15 protein-coding genes, 1 pseudogene and 1 other annotated feature are annotated in these 17307 nt (G+C 39.0%); of the genes and pseudogenes, 13 read left to right on the top strand and 3 right to left on the bottom strand.

Annotation, left to right across the window (positions count from 1 at the left end; translation table 11 throughout):
- The first annotated feature begins 44 nt into the window (after nucleotides 1-44).
- The 7 genes from HMPREF2731_RS07145 to HMPREF2731_RS07115 all read left to right on the top strand — a co-directional run bounded on the left by HMPREF2731_RS07145 (nucleotide 45) and on the right by HMPREF2731_RS07115 (nucleotide 4695).
- Nucleotides 45-704: an HI_0552 family protein gene (locus HMPREF2731_RS07145; protein WP_002314036.1), complete on the top strand. Its 660-nt coding sequence runs from the start codon at nucleotides 45-47 to the stop codon at nucleotides 702-704.
- Between the two features lie 380 nt (nucleotides 705-1084).
- On the top strand, nucleotides 1085-1606 hold the full coding sequence (locus tag HMPREF2731_RS07140) for a hypothetical protein (RefSeq protein WP_002314037.1): 522 nt from the start codon (nucleotides 1085-1087) through the stop codon (nucleotides 1604-1606).
- Nucleotides 1606-2967, top strand: coding sequence for a Tle-like phospholipase domain-containing protein (locus tag HMPREF2731_RS07135; protein WP_070872639.1), 1362 nt, complete (start codon nucleotides 1606-1608; stop codon nucleotides 2965-2967). Before HMPREF2731_RS07140 ends, HMPREF2731_RS07135 begins: the two co-directional genes overlap by 1 nt.
- Before the next feature lie 16 nt (nucleotides 2968-2983).
- Nucleotides 2984-3295 carry a hypothetical protein gene (locus HMPREF2731_RS15075; RefSeq protein WP_002310709.1) on the top strand — a complete coding sequence of 104 codons (312 nt, stop codon included), beginning with the start codon at nucleotides 2984-2986 and terminating at the stop codon, nucleotides 3293-3295.
- Nucleotides 3296-3313: 18 nt separating this feature from the next.
- Nucleotides 3314-3577 carry a hypothetical protein gene (locus HMPREF2731_RS07125; RefSeq protein ID WP_002312757.1) on the top strand — a complete coding sequence of 88 codons (264 nt, stop codon included), beginning with the start codon at nucleotides 3314-3316 and terminating at the stop codon, nucleotides 3575-3577.
- A gap of 226 nt (nucleotides 3578-3803) precedes the next feature.
- The gene (locus tag HMPREF2731_RS07120; protein ID WP_002310711.1) at nucleotides 3804-4001 is read left to right on the top strand and encodes a hypothetical protein; all 198 of its coding nucleotides are present in this window, start codon (nucleotides 3804-3806) and stop codon (nucleotides 3999-4001) included.
- A gap of 34 nt (nucleotides 4002-4035) precedes the next feature.
- Complete coding sequence (locus tag HMPREF2731_RS07115) at nucleotides 4036-4695, top strand: Crp/Fnr family transcriptional regulator (protein WP_002314039.1); 660 nt, start codon at nucleotides 4036-4038, stop codon at nucleotides 4693-4695.
- A gap of 79 nt (nucleotides 4696-4774) precedes the next feature.
- Here HMPREF2731_RS07115 and HMPREF2731_RS07110 read toward each other — a convergent pair.
- Both HMPREF2731_RS07110 and HMPREF2731_RS07105 read right to left on the bottom strand, forming a co-directional pair.
- Nucleotides 4775-6385 (bottom strand): annotated as a pseudogene (locus tag HMPREF2731_RS07110) (ABC transporter permease).
- Nucleotides 6386-6397: 12 nt separating this feature from the next.
- The gene (locus tag HMPREF2731_RS07105; RefSeq protein WP_002314041.1) at nucleotides 6398-7279 is read right to left on the bottom strand and encodes an ABC transporter ATP-binding protein; all 882 of its coding nucleotides are present in this window, start codon (nucleotides 7277-7279) and stop codon (nucleotides 6398-6400) included.
- Between the two features lie 253 nt (nucleotides 7280-7532).
- Between HMPREF2731_RS07105 and HMPREF2731_RS07100 the strand changes: the two genes are divergently transcribed.
- Nucleotides 7533-8132 (top strand): TetR/AcrR family transcriptional regulator, encoded by a 600-nt coding sequence (locus HMPREF2731_RS07100; protein WP_002292597.1) that lies wholly within the window; start codon nucleotides 7533-7535, stop codon nucleotides 8130-8132.
- 69 nt (nucleotides 8133-8201) lie between these two features.
- On the opposite strand, the gene HMPREF2731_RS07095 is transcribed toward HMPREF2731_RS07100, so the two are convergent.
- On the bottom strand, nucleotides 8202-9503 hold the full coding sequence (locus tag HMPREF2731_RS07095) for a polysaccharide deacetylase family protein (protein WP_002316650.1): 1302 nt from the start codon (nucleotides 9501-9503) through the stop codon (nucleotides 8202-8204).
- 262 nt (nucleotides 9504-9765) lie between these two features.
- Nucleotides 9766-9971: a binding site (T-box leader), on the top strand.
- Nucleotides 9972-10076: 105 nt separating this feature from the next.
- Between HMPREF2731_RS07095 and tyrS the strand changes: the two genes are divergently transcribed.
- The 5 genes from tyrS to HMPREF2731_RS07070 all read left to right on the top strand — a co-directional run.
- The gene (tyrS, locus tag HMPREF2731_RS07090; protein WP_002310719.1) at nucleotides 10077-11333 is read left to right on the top strand and encodes a tyrosine--tRNA ligase; all 1257 of its coding nucleotides are present in this window, start codon (nucleotides 10077-10079) and stop codon (nucleotides 11331-11333) included.
- A 291-nt stretch (nucleotides 11334-11624) separates the two neighbouring features.
- Entirely contained in the window at nucleotides 11625-13502 is a 1878-nt protein-coding gene (gene tdc / locus HMPREF2731_RS07085) for a tyrosine decarboxylase (RefSeq protein ID WP_002286400.1), read from the top strand.
- 266 nt (nucleotides 13503-13768) lie between these two features.
- Nucleotides 13769-15166: a tyrosine-tyramine antiporter gene (gene tyrP / locus HMPREF2731_RS07080; protein ID WP_002316652.1), complete on the top strand. Its 1398-nt coding sequence runs from the start codon at nucleotides 13769-13771 to the stop codon at nucleotides 15164-15166.
- A gap of 108 nt (nucleotides 15167-15274) precedes the next feature.
- Nucleotides 15275-16642 (top strand): Na+/H+ antiporter NhaC, encoded by a 1368-nt coding sequence (gene nhaC, locus HMPREF2731_RS07075; RefSeq protein WP_070872637.1) that lies wholly within the window; start codon nucleotides 15275-15277, stop codon nucleotides 16640-16642.
- Nucleotides 16643-16884: 242 nt separating this feature from the next.
- A partial coding sequence (locus tag HMPREF2731_RS07070; RefSeq protein WP_256337591.1) for a hypothetical protein occupies nucleotides 16885-17307 on the top strand: 423 nt, incomplete at its 3' end.

Genomic DNA, 17307 nt, shown 5'->3' with positions numbered 1-17307 from the left:
TTTTAAATAACATAGTTAAAATAAAAAAGAAAAGAGGGAACAAAATGGATTTAATGAAAGAAGACTATCAGTTATTTGACAGAGACAATTATGCATTCAAACAACTCAAAGAAATACATACACCAGATGAAGTCGAACTAATCAAACAAGAATACAAAGCACACTGGCAAAAATGGAAAGAGATCCAGCTCCAGACAGCTGCACTTTTGCCTGATACATATGGCATGAGCAAACCTAAAATCGAAAGCTGGACGAATGGCTGGAATTTACGCAGTCATTTTTGGAGTGCTTATCGACGTGAAGATCGGCAAAACGAGAATGCCTGTCTAGCAGTTTTGTTGAATCAAAAACAATACCAAATCTATTTGATGTATCAGCACTATAAAAGTGACACGAGAGAAGGAAGCGTTGAAGGATACAATCAATTGCTATCTTTACTGCAGGAATGGAGTACCCAGGTAGCGATTGAAGATTATTATATCTGGCCTCAGCCTGAAAATGAGCTGGAAGATCATTTGCCTTTATCCGTTTATTTATCAGATAAGAGCAAGCAAGAAGAGCTGCGAGAGACAATGGGCGATCGAACCTTCCAACTTGGCAAACTGTTTTTTTCTCCAAATGAATACACAAACATCGAAGAGAAAACTGCTGAGGCACTCAAAGAACTAGCGCCATTGTATCACGCGATAAAAAAGAAGTTATGAAAAAGCTGATTTGCGTTGCGTACTAAATAGATGGCATATCATCGAATCCACTGCTCTCATGATGCAACATAAACAGACACCTGCGAAAAATCATTTTTTTGCAGGTGTCTGTTTGGTTTTTCCATCAGTCAAATCAGAATAAAAATTTAAACAAATCTAAAAACATAACAGTTAACAATCTCTAAAAAACGACGATTGCTTGCGTCTCGCTCATTCTTTTGTATATGTGTTTCGAATTACATAACAGAAAAAATGAAAAAATATTCATTTCGTTATCAAACAAGGAAAAGTAAGAACAAGGCTTCTTTTTTCACTGATAAGCCTATGGTAAAATCCATTTAAAGCGTTTTCTTTACGAAGAGAAGTAAGAGGGAGCAAGTATGAAAAAAATCATTTTCAGAGGACTCATAGTTGTCATTGCACTGAGTATAGGAGGGAAAATATTGATGGATAGAAGAGAAAAAGACAACGAAGAACTGCGTACCATCCAAACCGATCTGGCAAATTATTTGTATAATCATTATGAGATTTATACAAAAGATAAGGACAAAATCGATGAAGCAGATAAGAAATACAATGGTGGTAATGGAACAATAACAGATGACGAATACTTAGAGAGTTTAAAAAATGCTAGGCAATATTTCAACATCGAAAAAATAGAATTTACAGGTTTTTCTGTAACCCCTATGAAATCTTTAGAGGTACACTTCGAAATCAATGACCTGCTTTCCCACACTGCGACATTAGGAGTAAAGTCTGCAGAAACAGGTCAGTGGATCTATAGGATTGATAGTGGTATAGAAAAACCGGGGCAAGATCATTATCTCAGTAGAAAAGACCAAGAGACCAATAGGAGCATACCCATGAATATCGTCACATTCTATGATGGGGGGATCGACTGATGGATCAGAATCGAGTTTTTTCAGAAACAGTTTATCAAGTAGAAGTAGGAAAAATTAAAAATGGTGATAGAACGGGGAAACGCAATGAATATTTAATTCTTGATACGGTAAACACCGACAAACATACGATCGGAAAAGAAAAAACACCAAAGCAAAACGGAATGCAGGCCATGGTCGTGGCTGAAATCAAGGATAAATACAAAGGCTATGATAAAGATGATTTGAAAAAGCAAGCCGACTACCCCAAATCCGTCATCAAAAAAGACCTGACTATCGCCTACGCAGGTACCAAAAGTTGGCAGGACTGGAAAACGAACATCCGAGAAGTCGGCTTCGAGGACAAACACGACAACGGCGCCTTCCAGTCGGCTTTAGCGTATGCCGATGCAATCGAAAAGACCTATTCTGTCAAAGACGGCTACACCATTTCCACGACCGGTCATTCTTTAGGTGGAGCGCAGGCAATCTATGTCGCTGTTTTAAAAGGTTATCACGGATTTACATATGCAGCGGCAGGCCCAGGCTTGAGTGAGAAGCAGCTCATGAATTATGAAGGGCAGATCATCAATCTGTATGACACTTCAGACATCGTGACTAGTGGCTGGCTGACTGGCGGGAAAGGCCAACTGCCATTTCACAGTTTCGGAATCGACAACGCCGGCTGGAAAAACTATGGACACGATCTAAATCAGTTCAATCTCGACAAAAACGGGAATTACATCGATAAATATGGCGATATCATCATCTATTCCGACCAACATGGAGGGGTCGCCCTCGAACAGACCTTACTCGCCCAGCAAATCATCAAAAACAAAGCTATGATCCGTCAAATGGAGACATATGGCGAAAAAAATCAATGGGAGAAAGATCGGATCAGTCAACTGAAAGAAGAAAACAAGTGGCTCCAGCTACAAATCAGTGCTTTCTCCAAGCTAGTGACTTGGCGGAAAAGATTCACAGCTAGCAGCGGCGGTCTGTCGACCAATGAACAGATCTATTTAGACGACCAGCAGGCGCTGATGATCATGAAACATGCGGCTTCCGTCTTCGATCAAGCGATGGAACAAGTGCTAGTCATTTACCAGCGTGGAATTCGTGATTTGGAACAGCTGTGGGCAGATGGTCTTGCGATGGTCCGCAGACAGACACCGCTTTTGTCTCAGAACGAAATGCTCGATGCTCTGCGAGAAGTCGGTTGTACAAAGCAGACGATCGTTGATGAACCTACGCAGGAATTCAGGGAAAAAATCTTCAAAATCAAGCAGCTTTCAGCAGAATTCTCTACCTTGGCAAAAGAGATCGAAGCGAAAATCAATGAGCTGGTCCAACGTGATCGAGACTTGGCACGACAATTATTTTAAAACAAGGAGTAGTGAGATGGAAAAAGAAAACCAGATTCATGAAACATACCGAAAAGAACGACTGCAGCTAGAAAATCAGGAAGATCAGCTCAGACAGATGCAAAAGAACATGCAGCAGCTGGCAGAAACGACTTATTCCAATATACGTTTTTCGGTGTGTTCCTTTGAATGCCCGAAGGATTCTTTGTATTTTGCACAAAAAGAACTCAGACGTTTAGAAGAGAGGTTCTCTCATGAATTGATGCAGAAACGAAAAAAAATCTATGATCAGCAAGATGAAGTCGAACGCCGTTATCGTGCTGATCTGCAACGATTAAACAAAAAGTAACAGGAAAGGAGATAATAAGTGATCATTCTAGAGGAAAAAATTTGGGAAGATTACCAGAAAGAGATACAAAAAATCTCAGCAAGAGCTTTAGGGATTGCGATGACTCAAGACAAAGTCACGAAATGCAAAAAGGCGAAACAAGCCGCAGAGGTGGAAGCAAGTACGGCAAAAAAAGCGGTATCCTCTGCAACGACTGGATTGGAAAAAGCAGTAAAGGGTCGTTTCGGCAAACAAGTAACAGCGGCATTTAGTAAAAAAAGCCGAATGTTAGTAAGTTTTTGAACACTGTGAATCTCGGAGGTTGTGAACTTGCCGTTTAACCCTGAGTCACAAGGAACAATTTCAAAAAATAGCTTCTCATGTTTGATGAATATCGTGACTTGTATCCGAGAAGTTGACAGGAGAACACCATTTATTCAAAAAATAGGAGTTGCGACAAGGCGTTTGTCACAGCTCCTATTTGACATAAGAGGCAATTTTCGATTTTACTTATAGATAGTATCAAAAAATGATTTTAAGGCATAAAACACTCACCGCCATTATTACCGAGAGTCTGATCCTAGTGGCCGAGGTGGCAAACGGTATGCTTTTCCATGAAATGAGTATTCTGATCGTGGTCATAAACGGCATGTGTCTGCTTACTTATCGCACAAAAAGAAAAATCTTGATACAACAATTACCCAAGTTAAACGAACAAGTAGAATAACAAACAAGGAAGAAATCCAAAGGAGGAATCTGCTATGAGACATGAAGGATTGTGTGTTTCACTCGTTCCATTATTCAATCATCTCGAGATAGAAGATCAGCAAAAAATCCACTCGTTAGTGACACACAGAAAAGTGGAAAAAGGAGAACAGCTTCTTGCGCCGAATGGAGAGTCTCAATTAGTAATCGTGGCTTCTGGAAGTATGAAAGTGTATCAATTATCTGCTAGCGGAAAGGAACAGCTTTTACGAGTAGTAGAGCCGGGCGGATATGAGGGAGAGAGCCAGTTGTTAGGCGTTCCAAATGAATCTTTATTTGGCGAAGCACTAGAAAAAACGGAAATTTGCGTATTGAGACAAAAAGATTTCTCGGAACTTTTACTGCATTATCCCGCCCTTAGTCTGAAACTTTTAGCAATCAACGCTGAGAAATTAACAAAAGTACAGCAGCAGACAACTTTTTTGATGATGGAAAAAGTAGAAGAACGAGTCGCTGTCTATCTGCTTGACTTAGCTAAAGCGACAGGGAAGGATCACTTTTTCCTACCAATGAAAATGAAAGAACTTGCTGCATTTATCGGTACGACCCCCGAAACTTTATCTAGAAAATTTAAATTATTAGAGGAGAATGGTTATGTAAAAAGAGAGAATCGGGAAGTCTGGATCATTGATAAAGAACAGTTAGAAGACATGTAAATACAAAAATGACCTCCAAATGTTGGATTTTTGATCCCAATTTGGAGGCTAGCATGAAATTGAACATGCTCTTTTTTTGTTATCCTTCCACTAAATCTCTTCTCCTATAACCGATAGCACCAAGGACGATCAGTGCAAGGCTGATACAGGATAACGTAAGGAATACGGAAAGATCGAAAGAATCGTTTGGCATCCGTGGTACCCAGCTAGGGACCGCTGTTTTGGAGAACCATTCTGGTAAATCCAAAATCCCGCCAAAGTAATTGAGCGCAAAGGAGTAAGCTAAGTAGATATAAGCAAATTTACCCATTCGAGGAAGCCATCCGAATAGAAAGCCACTCATTCCGATAAACACTAAAACAGCAGGCAGAAAGTTGAATCCGGCTTTAAGAAACAGCAATAGATCCATATCTTTCGCATCCTTCATTGATGCCAAAGCAGAAAGTCCTAGCGCACCAGAACTAATCAGAATCGACAATATAGAAAACAGGATCGCTAGTAACAGATTTGTCCAATAAAGTTGGTTCCTAGAAATTTTTGTTGCGAACAGCTGATTCATACGTCCGTGGGTTTCTTCTGTAAATAAACGATTGATGCTAGCAATTGGTAAAATAGCAGCTAGACAAATCAAGACGACCATAATCGTGCTTGTAAAGTTTTTTTCAATTGAGACGCCAGATTGGATAAACATCTGTTTCATTAAGTCGTCACTTTCTAAAAACTGTTGCATATTCCCGTAGATAGAGCCGTATGCCGCCCCCATCAAACCAAAAGTGATAAGCCAACTGATGGTCATTCCTTTATTTAGATAGAATAATAAACCACGCAAGGATAGAAGAGAACGTTTACCATACGGTTTTCCTTCACGTTCGGGGATATAGCCGGTGTTCAAGTCTCGATGTTCCTCTAAAACAAATGAACTGATTATCAAGATGAGACTGAACAAAAACAAATAAAGCAAAGGAATCCAGTTATTAGTTGTAAATGGATAGGACAAATAAGACCAGCCTAAAGGATTCCACATCGAAAGAGAGGAATCAGCTACATCTGTTATTGCTCTTAGAAGGTAAAGTCCACCTAAAAACGCTAGAGACAGACCATTCGAACTGGCTGCACTTGGCATCAGTTGTGAAGCAAACAGTGCAACAGCACTCCCCAAAATCCCCGTACTACCTACAGATAGCCCAAAAAGCCAAGCACCTTCTGCAGTGATCGAATCTGCTTGAAAAAAAATCATCGTACAGCTGATCGATATTGCTAAAAGCAAATTAATCAGAATACTTTCAGCGATGACAGCTAAAGAGTTTGCTTGACGTCCGACTCGAAAGGAACGAATAAGTTCAATCAGACCAAGCTCCTCTTTTTTTCTCGTTTGGCTCACCACATGCAAAACAGAGATCACAGCAGCAAACAAACTGCAAAAAAGCAACATTTCATTTGCATACATCGCTCCTAAAGTATACTCAGCAGCATTCGAAGCGGGAGTTGGTCCGACCATTGCTATCATTGCCGGGTTTTACATTGTTTCGTATAATCCAGCTAACCCTTGTCCTGAAGTCAATTCTTCAAACGCAGGGACAAAACCACCAGAAAAAGCAGTGACACCGACTAGCCATATCAAGATCTTTTTCCAGTCACGGCTAAGGTTTTGAGAAAAAAGGGTGGACCAGCGTGAAAATTTATCAGTCATTTCGTTTCCTCCTCATCCTTCATAGTGCCTCATGAATAAATCTTCAAGAGTCGGTGGAATAGATTCAAATTTTTTCACACCTAATTTGGAAGTTTCAGCTAAAATCTCATCGAAAGCTTCGTTGTCAGCAGCAAATTGAGCAAGGTGGCCTTTTTGCACAAAATCATGGACACCGTTCAATTGTGCTAAGTGGCTGTTATCTGCTTCTGTTTCTATAGTAATGGTCGAGCGGGTCAAATGACGCAATTCATCGAGTGTTCCTTCTTCTACGACTGTTCCCTCGCGGATGATCACGACTTTATCTGCCAGCCGTTCGACTTCACTGAGAATATGAGAAGAAAGCAGGATGGATTTGCCCTGTTCTTTCAGTTTTTCAACTTCTTCTTGAAAAATGGTTTCCATCAAGGGATCTAAACCAGAAGTAGGCTCATCAAATAAATAGAGATCCGAATCAACAGCTAAAGCAGCAATCAAGCCCACTTTTTGACGATTTCCTTTTGAATAGTTTTTTGCTTTTTTCTTAGGATCAAGAGAGAAACGTTGAATCAGTTCGTCCTTTTTTTGAGCGTTCCCTTTTCCATGAAGCTTCATGAAGAGATCGATGATCGCTCCTCCAGTCAAATTTCCCCATAAAGAGATGTCACCTGGAACATAAGAAAGACGTTCATGGATAGATAAACTATCTTCCCATACATCTTGACCAAAAATCGTTGCCGTTCCGCCGTCTTTTTTTATAATCCCTAAAAGTGTCCGAATCGTCGTGGATTTTCCAGAACCATTTGGTCCGATAAATCCAACGACTTCACCTGAATGTACGGTGAAAGAGACATCTTTTAAAGCTTCGAAACGACCAAAGCTCTTTTTCAAATGTGTGACTTTGACGATTTCTGCCATAAAAACCCCACTCCTTTTTCTTAAAATATATACTAAAAAAGATTAATCAGTTTAATAAAATGGTTTTATACCTTTTTATAAAACTTTTTTTTATATTTTAGTACATAATATTCTTTTTATAAATTTCTGTCAATGAATTCATAAACAAGGAATTGCTAGCTTGATACTTTCTCAATAGATAGTTATAATAAACCTCAGAATAAATTTGAACTATATATATTATAAAAGTTTAAAATTACGGGAGGCTCTATAAATGAACGGTTTTGAAAAGAGAGCACAAGAGAAAAAGAAAGAGATTTTACAAGCAGCTTTTGACTTGATGAACACAGACATAGGAACCGCTGGAGTGACGATGGATAAGGTAGCTGAGAGCGCTCAGGTAAGTAAAGCGACGATTTTTAAATATTTTGGCAGCAAGGAAGGGCTGATTTATGAAGTATTTTTCACATTTATGAATGATTTAGGGCAAGAAGCGAAAGCGTTGATTGCGGAAAATCTTCCATTTGAAGAAACGCTGATTGCTATGAGTGAAAATAAAATCCGCTATCTCAATCGAGTGAACAAACAATTTTATATCGATTTGATGACATACTATACAAAAAAAGAAAAAAAAGAATTTTCTGACGCGATGGATGCGTATACGCAAGAAAGTTTCAGTATCATGCTTGATCTTTTCCACCGAGGACGTAAAGAAGGAAAAGTGGATTTGAAATATTCGGATGAGTTTTTGATCCTCTATTTTCAAGCAATGGTAGAAGGAATTTCTAAGCCGGAGATATACGCAAAACTGCTTCCATATACAGCAGAATGGACAGAAGTCCTGATCAAAGGTATCGCGCCGAAGAAGAAATAAAGCATAAAAAAAGCCGAAACTGACGATAAAATGTCAGTTCGGCTTTTTTTGTTTATAAATGATGTAAAATCAAGCGGATTCGCGTGCTTCTTTGTCGTAGACCTCATGAACATTGATGAATGGATCAAGAATAGGGTTTTGTCCGTCTAAATCTGATTGGAACCGAATGCCATCAATATTGATTCGAGCATTTCGATAGAAATCCGTACCTAATTGTCCCCAAGCGGGAGTAGAAGCATCTACATTGCAGAAAATATCGAAACCTTGACTCTTCAAGTAAGCAAATTTTTGATTTTCTGCTGAATAAGGCTGCCAGTCGCTAATATCTGCACCAAATGGATAAATCAGGATATTTGTTTTTCCTAGGATAGGTGCAACTTCTTGCTGCCATAATTCATTGTCTTTTTTGACATCCTCTAATGAAGCTTGAGTCATATTCAAGTGTCCCCAGGTATGGGAAGCAAAGCTCCAACCATCTTTCTTCAACTGATCAGCCACTTTTTTAGCTTCTTCGCTCTCTTTTTTTGTTTTTTCGTTATCTCCGTATTGAGACTTGGATGTTCGATAACCTAAAACACCGTTGTAACCTGTCAGGGCCAAGGTGCCTTTTGCGCCTCGATAAGAAAAATCAGGATGTTTCTTGACAAAAGCATCGATCAGAGGAACCATGTCAAAGTCCCCAATTTCTTCCTTATCATTCTCTTTATAAACATTTTTGATTTCATTGTTATTTGATACGACTAATCGGCTAGGAAAACCGGAATTATCCATATATTCATAATAGCTGACATCATCTTGTGAAAGAATTAATGGTTTTTTTCCTTCAGGTAGCGCAAGCCCGTTAAAGGAAAGATTCCCTTGTTCGTCTTTTTGGATCAAATCATTCAAATTGACTAAAACAAAATCGTTTTGATAGAGTTGTTCGATTGAACGGTTGAATTCTTCAACAGTTACCATATAGTCTTTGTATCCTTGAGCCTGTTGAGAGTGGAAGGCTTTTTGTGGGTCCACGATCAAGCTGTGAAAAAAGACGTGAGAGATCTGAGTAGGATCAGACCAGTCAATTAGTTGTTCTTTCTCCTTTTTCAGTGTTTGAAGAAGCTGCTGTGTTTCCGCAGATCCGTTTTTACTGTTTTTCTCCAATAAAGCAATCGCTTGGTCATAATCATAGCTTTGTGCCAGATTTTTTGCTTGAGTCACTAGCTGTTGCTTATCATCCATTGGCTCTTTTGTCTTTTCTGTTATTTTTTTTTCATGAATAATCGGTTCTTTTTTTGTGTATGCTCGGATGACAAAAAAAAGACTTAAAATTAAAATAACGACAGTTAAAGCAGAAGTGGCTCCTAAAATAATTTTTTGCTTTTTTTCCATATACCTCGTCCCTTACTTTTTCATTTTTTTACTCGTCCCGTTCTTCATTGTAACGAAGAAAGAATAAGAGGAAAAGTAAAGTGACTTCTCGATAAATTGCAGAAAAAATACAGAAAAAATAGTTTCTTTTAACAATAGTTGAAAATAAAATGTTCGGGATTAGAGCGGATTCAAAAAAGAAAAAATGAGGAATTTAAAAAAAATATCTTTTTTCTGTTGACAAAGAAAAAGTTGCGCTCTATGATAGACACATATTAATAATAATAAGACGAAGATTGAAACGAAGTAGTTGTTAAAGCCAATGTTTCAGAAAGCTGGTGGTTGCTGCAAACCAGTACATGCTTTAAAGCGAATTACATTTCAGGAGTCTCTGGCAGTGATTGCCACGCGACAGCGTTAAATGTTCGAGAGGTATGTTGGATATCTAGACATACAAATTGGGTGGTACCGCGAGATTTCGTCCCTTGGCTATATGCCAAGGGACTTTTTTTATTTTCCATCCCGAAGAAATACTTAATGACGCATGCTAGCAGGTTCCTGCTTTCATAAAAAAACTACACGGAGGTCAGTAAAATGAATATTATTGATGAATTAACTTGGCGCGACGCCATTAATCAGCAAACAAACGAAGAAAGACTTCGCGAGCTCGTTGAAGAAAAGAGCATTTCACTTTATTGCGGCGTTGATCCAACTGGTGATTCGATGCATATCGGACATTTGATCCCATTTATGATGATGAAAAGATTCCAATTGGCAGGCCATCATCCATATATTCTGATTGGCGGCGGAACAGGAACAATCGGCGACCCAAGCGGCCGTAAAACAGAACGTGTGTTGCAAACGATGGAACAAGTACAACATAACGTGGATGCACTTTCCAATCAAATGAGAAAATTGTTTGGTAAAGACGCAAATATCACATTTGTGAACAACTACGACTGGTTATCAAAAATCTCTTTACTTGAATTTTTGAGAGACTACGGTAAAAACTTCAACATCAACACGATGTTAGCAAAAGATATCGTTGCCAGCCGTTTGGAAGTAGGGATCTCATTCACAGAATTCACTTACCAAATCCTGCAATCCATCGACTTTTTACATCTGCATAAAACATATGATGTACAACTACAAATCGGTGGAGCAGACCAATGGGGAAATATCACAGCTGGTTTAGACCTGATCCGAAAATTAGAAGGACCAGAAGCAGAAGCGTTCGGTTTAACGATTCCATTGATGTTGAAAGCGGACGGAACGAAATTCGGAAAAACCGCAGGCGGTGCCATTTGGCTTGATCCTAAGAAAACTTCACCATTTGAATTCTACCAATTCTGGTTGAATCAAGATGATCGTGATGTAGTGAAATACTTGAAATTCTTTACGTTCTTATCTCAAGAAGAAATTGAAGAATTAGCGAAAAAAGTAGAGACAGAACCTGAGAAACGTGAAGCACAACGCCGTTTGGCAGAAGAAGTTACAAGATTTGTGCATAGTGAAGAAGACTTGAAAGAAGCGCAAAAAATAACGCAAGCATTGTTCTCTGGAAATATTAAAGAACTAAATGCGGAAGAAATCGCGCAAGGATTCGGTAAAATGCCGAACGTTGAAATTTCAAGCACACCTGAAAATATCGTGGAGCTACTTGTTTCCACAAAAATTGAACCATCTAAACGTCAGGCACGGGAAGATGTTTCAAACGGAGCTATAAGTATTAACGGTGACCGCGTTACCGATTTAAATTTTGTCATAAATCCATCCGATGAATTCGATGGTAAGTTTGTGGTTATTCGAAAAGGTAAGAAAAATTACTTTTTGGCCAAAGTAATTGATTAGAATTTAGTAAGTTTTTGCCTTGAAAAAGGGGAATACTATTACAACATTCCAATTTTGAAACCCATCCTAAAATAGAACGCTGGTTGTCGTTAATACAATCTTTGCGAGGGAGTTTACTTTTGTAAATTCCCTCGTTTTTTTTAATTATTTCAAAAGTGCGAACAATTCGAATAATTGATACATATTAAAATACGATTAAAAAACGGTCGAAAGCTTAGTTTACAGAATAGGAGAACAGGTGTAATGTAGGGCTCGACAAAATTTAAATATTTTTTTTAGGAGGGTTTCACTATGAGTGAATCATTGTCGAAAGATCTAAACCTAAATGCCCTATTCATTGGGGACAAAGCTGAGAACGGCCAAATCTATAAAGCTTTGTTGAATGAATTGGTGGACGAACATTTAGGCTGGCGTCAAAACTACATGCCTCAAGACATGCCTATCATTACGCCAGAAGAAAAAAGCAGTGCTAGTTTTGAACACACTGTGAATAAAACAAAAGATGTTCTATCAGAAATTTCAGCGCGGATGCGTACCCATTCCGTTCCTTGGCATAATGCCGGACGCTACTGGGGTCATATGAACTCTGAAACATTGATGCCATCTTTACTAGCGTACAATTTTGCTATGCTATGGAATGGTAATAACGTTGCTTACGAATCTTCTCCTGCAACAAGCCAAATGGAAGAAGAAGTAGGCATGGAATTTGCAAAATTAATGAGCTATAAAGATGGCTGGGGACACATCGTTGCTGATGGTTCTTTAGCAAACTTAGAAGGACTTTGGTATGCCCGCAACATCAAATCATTGCCACTTGCTATGAAAGAAGTGACACCTGAACTAGTTGCTGGAAAAAGCGATTGGGAATTGATGAACTTGTCAACAGAAGAAATCATGAACTTGTTAGACAGTGTTCCAGAAAAAATCGACGAAATCAAAGCTCACTCAGCACGTAGCGGAAAACATTTAGAAAAATTAGGAAAATGGTTGGTTCCACAAACAAAACACTATTCATGGCTAAAAGCTGCCGACATCATCGGTATCGGTTTAGACCAAGTAATTCCAGTGCCAGTTGACCATAACTACCGCATGGACATCAACGAACTTGAAAAAATCGTTCGTGGTCTAGCAGCTGAAAAAACACCAATCTTAGGTGTAGTCGGTGTTGTAGGATCAACAGAAGAAGGAGCAATCGACGGTATCGATAAAATCGTTGCATTGCGTCGCGTATTAGAAAAAGACGGTATTTACTTCTACTTGCATGTAGATGCTGCTTATGGCGGATACGGCCGTGCGATTTTCTTAGACGAAGACAACAACTTCATTCCATTCGAAGATTTAAAAGATGTTCATTACAAATACAACGTCTTTACAGAAAACAAAGATTATATCTTAGAAGAAGTACACAGTGCATATAAAGCAATCGAAGAAGCAGAATCTGTAACGATCGACCCACATAAAATGGGCTATGTTCCATATTCTGCCGGTGGTATCGTCATCAAAGATATCCGCATGAGAGACGTTATCTCTTACTTCGCAACATATGTATTTGAAAAAGGTGCAGATATCCCAGCATTACTTGGAGCGTATATCTTGGAAGGTTCAAAAGCAGGGGCAACAGCAGCCAGTGTTTGGGCAGCACACCATGTCTTACCTTTGAATGTCACAGGATACGGTAAATTGATGGGTGCATCAATCGAAGGGGCACACCGTTTCTACAACTTCTTGAATGACTTGTCATTCAAAGTAGGTGACAAAGAAATCGAAGTTCATCCATTAACTTATCCAGATTTCAACATGGTAGACTACGTATTCAAAGAAAAAGGCAACGACGATTTAGTTGCGATGAATAAATTGAACCATGACGTATATGATTATTCTTCATACGTGAAAGGAAGCATTTACGGTAATGAATTCTTAACTTCACATACTGACTTTGCTATCCCAGACTATGGCAACAGCCCATTGCAATTCGTGAACCAACTAGGATTCTCAGATGAAGAATGGAACCGTGCCGGAAAAGTAACTGTATTGCGTGCCAGCGTAATGACACCATACATGAACAAAGAAGAACACTTTGAAGAATATGCTGAAAAAATCAAAGCAGCTCTTCAAGAAAAATTGGAAAAAATCTACGCAGACCAATTATTGGCAAGCGAAGCAAAATAAGCAAGGTAATCATGTTAGAAAACAGCTTGAATGCTAACTGTTTCTGACGCATGTTTGGATCTGAAGAGCAAGGGGTGACCTAAGCTCTTCGATCCCTTTGTTTTGAGGTTGTCTTTGAAGAACTCCTTCAAGCAATAGACTCAAAGAATCCCCTCAAATATTCGCTGAATTGTTTCGTTTATTGCTGAAACTACTTCAAAGACACCGTTATTTTATCCAAAAAATCAAGGAGAGTGTCAACGGTGAGTAAATCTGAAGTAAGTAAAATGGGTCTTGGGACCTTTATCGGTCTGACAATGGCACTGTGTGCAACGGTTCGGAGTATTCCTACGTTAGCCGCAGTCGGTTGGACATTGATTTTTTATTCAATTTTTGCAGTTTTGTTTTTTGCCGGTCCGATATCAATGGTTTCCGGTGAACTTTCAACGATGCTTCCTCAAGAAGGCGGTCCTCAGTTATGGGTAAAAACAGCACTGGGCAGCAAATGGGGATTTGTCGTTGCATGGCTATTATGGGTGCAAATGTTCCCAGGTATGGTAATGGTCGCTTCTACTTTAGGACCATTGTTAGGAAACACATTTGGTAATGTAGAACTTGGCAATAATCATTGGTTCGTTTTAGGTTGTATTTTAGTTATTTACTGGATCATCACGATCTTGAACTTGAAATTCGATATGGCAAAAGTCGGCGGGAACATCGGTGTATGGCTAGGGGTATATATCCCAGTAGTCATCATGTTCGTTTTAGGTGTTTTGGCAGCCTTCAAAGTCGGACTAGTCTCAAACGGCTATCTAGGTGACTTTTCATGGTCAAAAGCTTTCCCTGACTTGGAACATATTGATTCATTGAAATACTTAGCTGGTATCACATTTATTTTTGTTGGGATCGAAATGAGTTCTGTTTACATGCCTCGTTTGAAAGACGCAACAAAAAATTATACAAAAGGCGTATTTATCGCTTTGATCGGATTAGTTTTATTGAATGTCATCAATGCGATGCTTGTTGCCAATGTCGTACCAGATGGAAAAATGGAATTAGCAAATATCACGCAGCCAATCTTGATTGATTGCCAAATCCTAGGCTTACCAGAAGTGATCGGAAATATCTTCAGCTTCATGGTATTTATTGGTGTGCTTTTACAATTATCAGCTTGGGTTACTGGACCATCAAAAACAATCATCCAAGTAGCTCGTGAAGGATTCCTTCCACCAAAATTCGGATTCCATAAAGAAAACAAATACGGCGTATCTAGAAATGTCGTTCTAACACAATCAATCGTTATTTCATTATTTGCTTTGCTTTATGGTGTAATGGATGACGTAAGTGCTGTATTCTTGACACTTACAAATGCTACAACTGTTATTTATTGTATCGTGTACATTTTGATTGCTGTTTCATTGCTTAAAATGCGTAAGAAACATCCAGAATTCGAACGCCCTTACCGAATTGGTAAAAACGGAAACGGCTTAGCTTGGGTAGTCAGCTGCATGCTGATCTTCTCTATCATCGTTGTCGTATTTGCTACATTAGGTACAGCGACATTGAGTGATGCATTATTAGTAGCAGCTATCACAGTGGTCATGTTCGTTATTCCATTGATCATCAATCACTTCAAGAAAGATTCTTGGGGGATTGAGGTAGAAAAAAGTTTAGAAGAAAAATAAAAAAATAAGTCTTTCAGCCGACGATCTGTCGCTGATTTAGTAGGAGGTCCTGCCAAGTGAATAGTTTTTTCATGGCAGGGCCTTTTCATTTGAAATAGGAGATCGACGATGAATAAAAATATTTCTTTAAAAGAAAGTATCGCTGTATTGATCGTGTTGTTGGCACTCCTAGGAGTACTGATCATCGGATTCCAACTCTCGCCACATATCCCGATCCTTGCAGCTTTCATGTGCTTGTTGTTTTATGGCAGATTTAAAAAGTTCTCATGGGATGAGATCCATGACGGGATCGTCAAAGGAATCACTCCGGGGATCATCCCAATCCTGATTTTTCTTTTGATTGGCGTCTTGGTTGCCTCTTGGATTCTATCTGGAACCATCCCTACGATCATGGTTTATGGTTTCAAACTTGTCTCTGTACGTTTCTTTTTGCCGACAGCATTTCTTGTTTGTGCAATTGTCGGAGTGACAGTCGGCAGTTCATTTACAACGATTTCGACGATTGGGATTGCTTTTTTGGGAATCGGACATTTGCTTGGATTCAACGATGCAATGACTACAGGTGCGGTCGTTTCTGGTGCATTTTTAGGGAATAACTGCTCGCCTTTATCGGATACGACGAACTTGGCAGCTGGTATCGGTGGAGTCAATCTATTCGAACATATCGCTGGTATGCGTTATACGGATTTTCCGGCATTCGTCCTTTCGTTGCTTTTTTATACGATATTAGGACAGAACAGTCATTCAGCCGACCTAGCCAGTATCAATGAAATGATCCAAAATATGAAAGCAAGCTTTTGGATCTCTCCTTGGACATTGATTCCGTTAGTTATTTTATTTGGCGGGTCAATCAAAAAAATTCCAGCTATCCCTACATTATTAGCAGGATCGACAGCCGCCCTCGTTCTTTCCTTTATCCATGAGAAAAGTTTGACAATTGGAAAAGCAGCAGACATCTTGATGAATGGTTATGTCGCGCATACACCTGATCCTAAGCTAGATGAACTGCTTTCTCGAGGCGGTATCATGAGTATGTTGGGCTCAGCCAGTTTGATTTTACTGGCATTGGCATTAGGTGGTTTATTGATCAAATATTTGATTGTTGAGACCATCGTGCAAGAATTAAAAGAAAAGATGGATCGACCTTCTCGTTTAGTCGGGTTTACTGCCTTGAGTTGTATCGGAGTCAATCTGATCGTTGGAGAGCAGTACTTGTCCATCATTCTTCCAGGAGAAACATTCAAACGCTCCTTTGATGAGGTTGGCTTATCAAAAAACTATTTGACACGGACGCTAGCAGATTCAGGAGCAACCGTCAATTCTCTTGTACCGTGGGGAGTTAGCGGCACATTCATTATGGGGACGATGAAAGTTAGCGCGTTGCATTACTTGCCATTCGCTTTTTTCTCGATCCTTGCTCCTGTCTTTACAATAATAGGCGGTTTTTTATTGAATCGCCGACATGTGAAAAATTGAAGAAAAGATCAAAAGGTTGTGACTATTTTTGTCACAGCCTTTTTTGCGAAACTAGCGATTTATACGATTGAAAACTATCTTTTCTTCAAAAAGAAATAATAGGAATAGAAGCTTTGATAGTTGCGATAAAATAAAAATGGATAGATAAAATTCGAGAGAAACATGTATTGACGTAGCAGATGAAAGGGGTAGATTTGTTAGTGTATCAGGAGTGCCGTTAGAAGAACAAAAGGAGAGAGAAGATGGAACTATTAGAAAAAGAAAGTATTGATTTTTATTTGGAACGTAATCGAATCCCATTCACTTATGCTTTTTTCAAGGAAGAAGAATATGACGGGCTAAATAGTCATCAGGAGGCAGTTTTAGAATTTCTTAATTGCTCAAGTAGACTACAAGCTTGCTGGTTATGGCGAATCGGTGATTCTATTGAAAAAGGAACGATGGTTTCTAAAAAAACATACGCACAAAAATTTTATGAATTCAGAGAAGAAAAAATCAACTATACGGATATCCGTTTTTTTGACAAGATGAAAGAGTATCCTATTTATGTGAATAAAGAAATGATGAAGGCGAAAAGAGTCACCCCTAAAGCATTATGGGATGAGGATGGTATCTATCGGACTTCTTTTCTTAATGCGCCTCAAGGAGCGGCAGGAACGGAAGAA

The organism is Enterococcus sp. HMSC072F02, assembly GCF_001837725.1.
Taxonomy (GTDB): Bacteria; Bacillota; Bacilli; order Lactobacillales; family Enterococcaceae; genus Enterococcus_B; species Enterococcus_B lactis.
This window is presented reverse-complemented; position numbering and strand designations above follow the sequence as displayed.

Excerpts from the sequence above, each read along its gene's own strand:
- HMPREF2731_RS07145 (WP_002314036.1), top strand. The coding sequence starts at position 45 with ATGGATTTAATGAAAGAAGACTATCAGTTATTTGACAGAGACAATTAT.
- HMPREF2731_RS07140 (WP_002314037.1), top strand. The coding sequence starts at position 1,085 with ATGAAAAAAATCATTTTCAGAGGACTCATAGTTGTCATTGCACTGAGT.
- HMPREF2731_RS07135 (WP_070872639.1), top strand. The coding sequence starts at position 1,606 with ATGGATCAGAATCGAGTTTTTTCAGAAACAGTTTATCAAGTAGAAGTA.
- HMPREF2731_RS15075 (WP_002310709.1), top strand. The coding sequence starts at position 2,984 with ATGGAAAAAGAAAACCAGATTCATGAAACATACCGAAAAGAACGACTG.
- HMPREF2731_RS07120 (WP_002310711.1), top strand. The coding sequence starts at position 3,804 with ATGATTTTAAGGCATAAAACACTCACCGCCATTATTACCGAGAGTCTG.
- HMPREF2731_RS07115 (WP_002314039.1), top strand. The coding sequence starts at position 4,036 with ATGAGACATGAAGGATTGTGTGTTTCACTCGTTCCATTATTCAATCAT.
- HMPREF2731_RS07105 (WP_002314041.1), bottom strand. The coding sequence starts at position 7,279 with ATGGCAGAAATCGTCAAAGTCACACATTTGAAAAAGAGCTTTGGTCGT.
- HMPREF2731_RS07100 (WP_002292597.1), top strand. The coding sequence starts at position 7,533 with ATGAACGGTTTTGAAAAGAGAGCACAAGAGAAAAAGAAAGAGATTTTA.
- HMPREF2731_RS07095 (WP_002316650.1), bottom strand. The coding sequence starts at position 9,503 with ATGGAAAAAAAGCAAAAAATTATTTTAGGAGCCACTTCTGCTTTAACT.
- tyrS (WP_002310719.1), top strand. The coding sequence starts at position 10,077 with ATGAATATTATTGATGAATTAACTTGGCGCGACGCCATTAATCAGCAA.
- tdc (WP_002286400.1), top strand. The coding sequence starts at position 11,625 with ATGAGTGAATCATTGTCGAAAGATCTAAACCTAAATGCCCTATTCATT.
- tyrP (WP_002316652.1), top strand. The coding sequence starts at position 13,769 with ATGGGTCTTGGGACCTTTATCGGTCTGACAATGGCACTGTGTGCAACG.
- nhaC (WP_070872637.1), top strand. The coding sequence starts at position 15,275 with ATGAATAAAAATATTTCTTTAAAAGAAAGTATCGCTGTATTGATCGTG.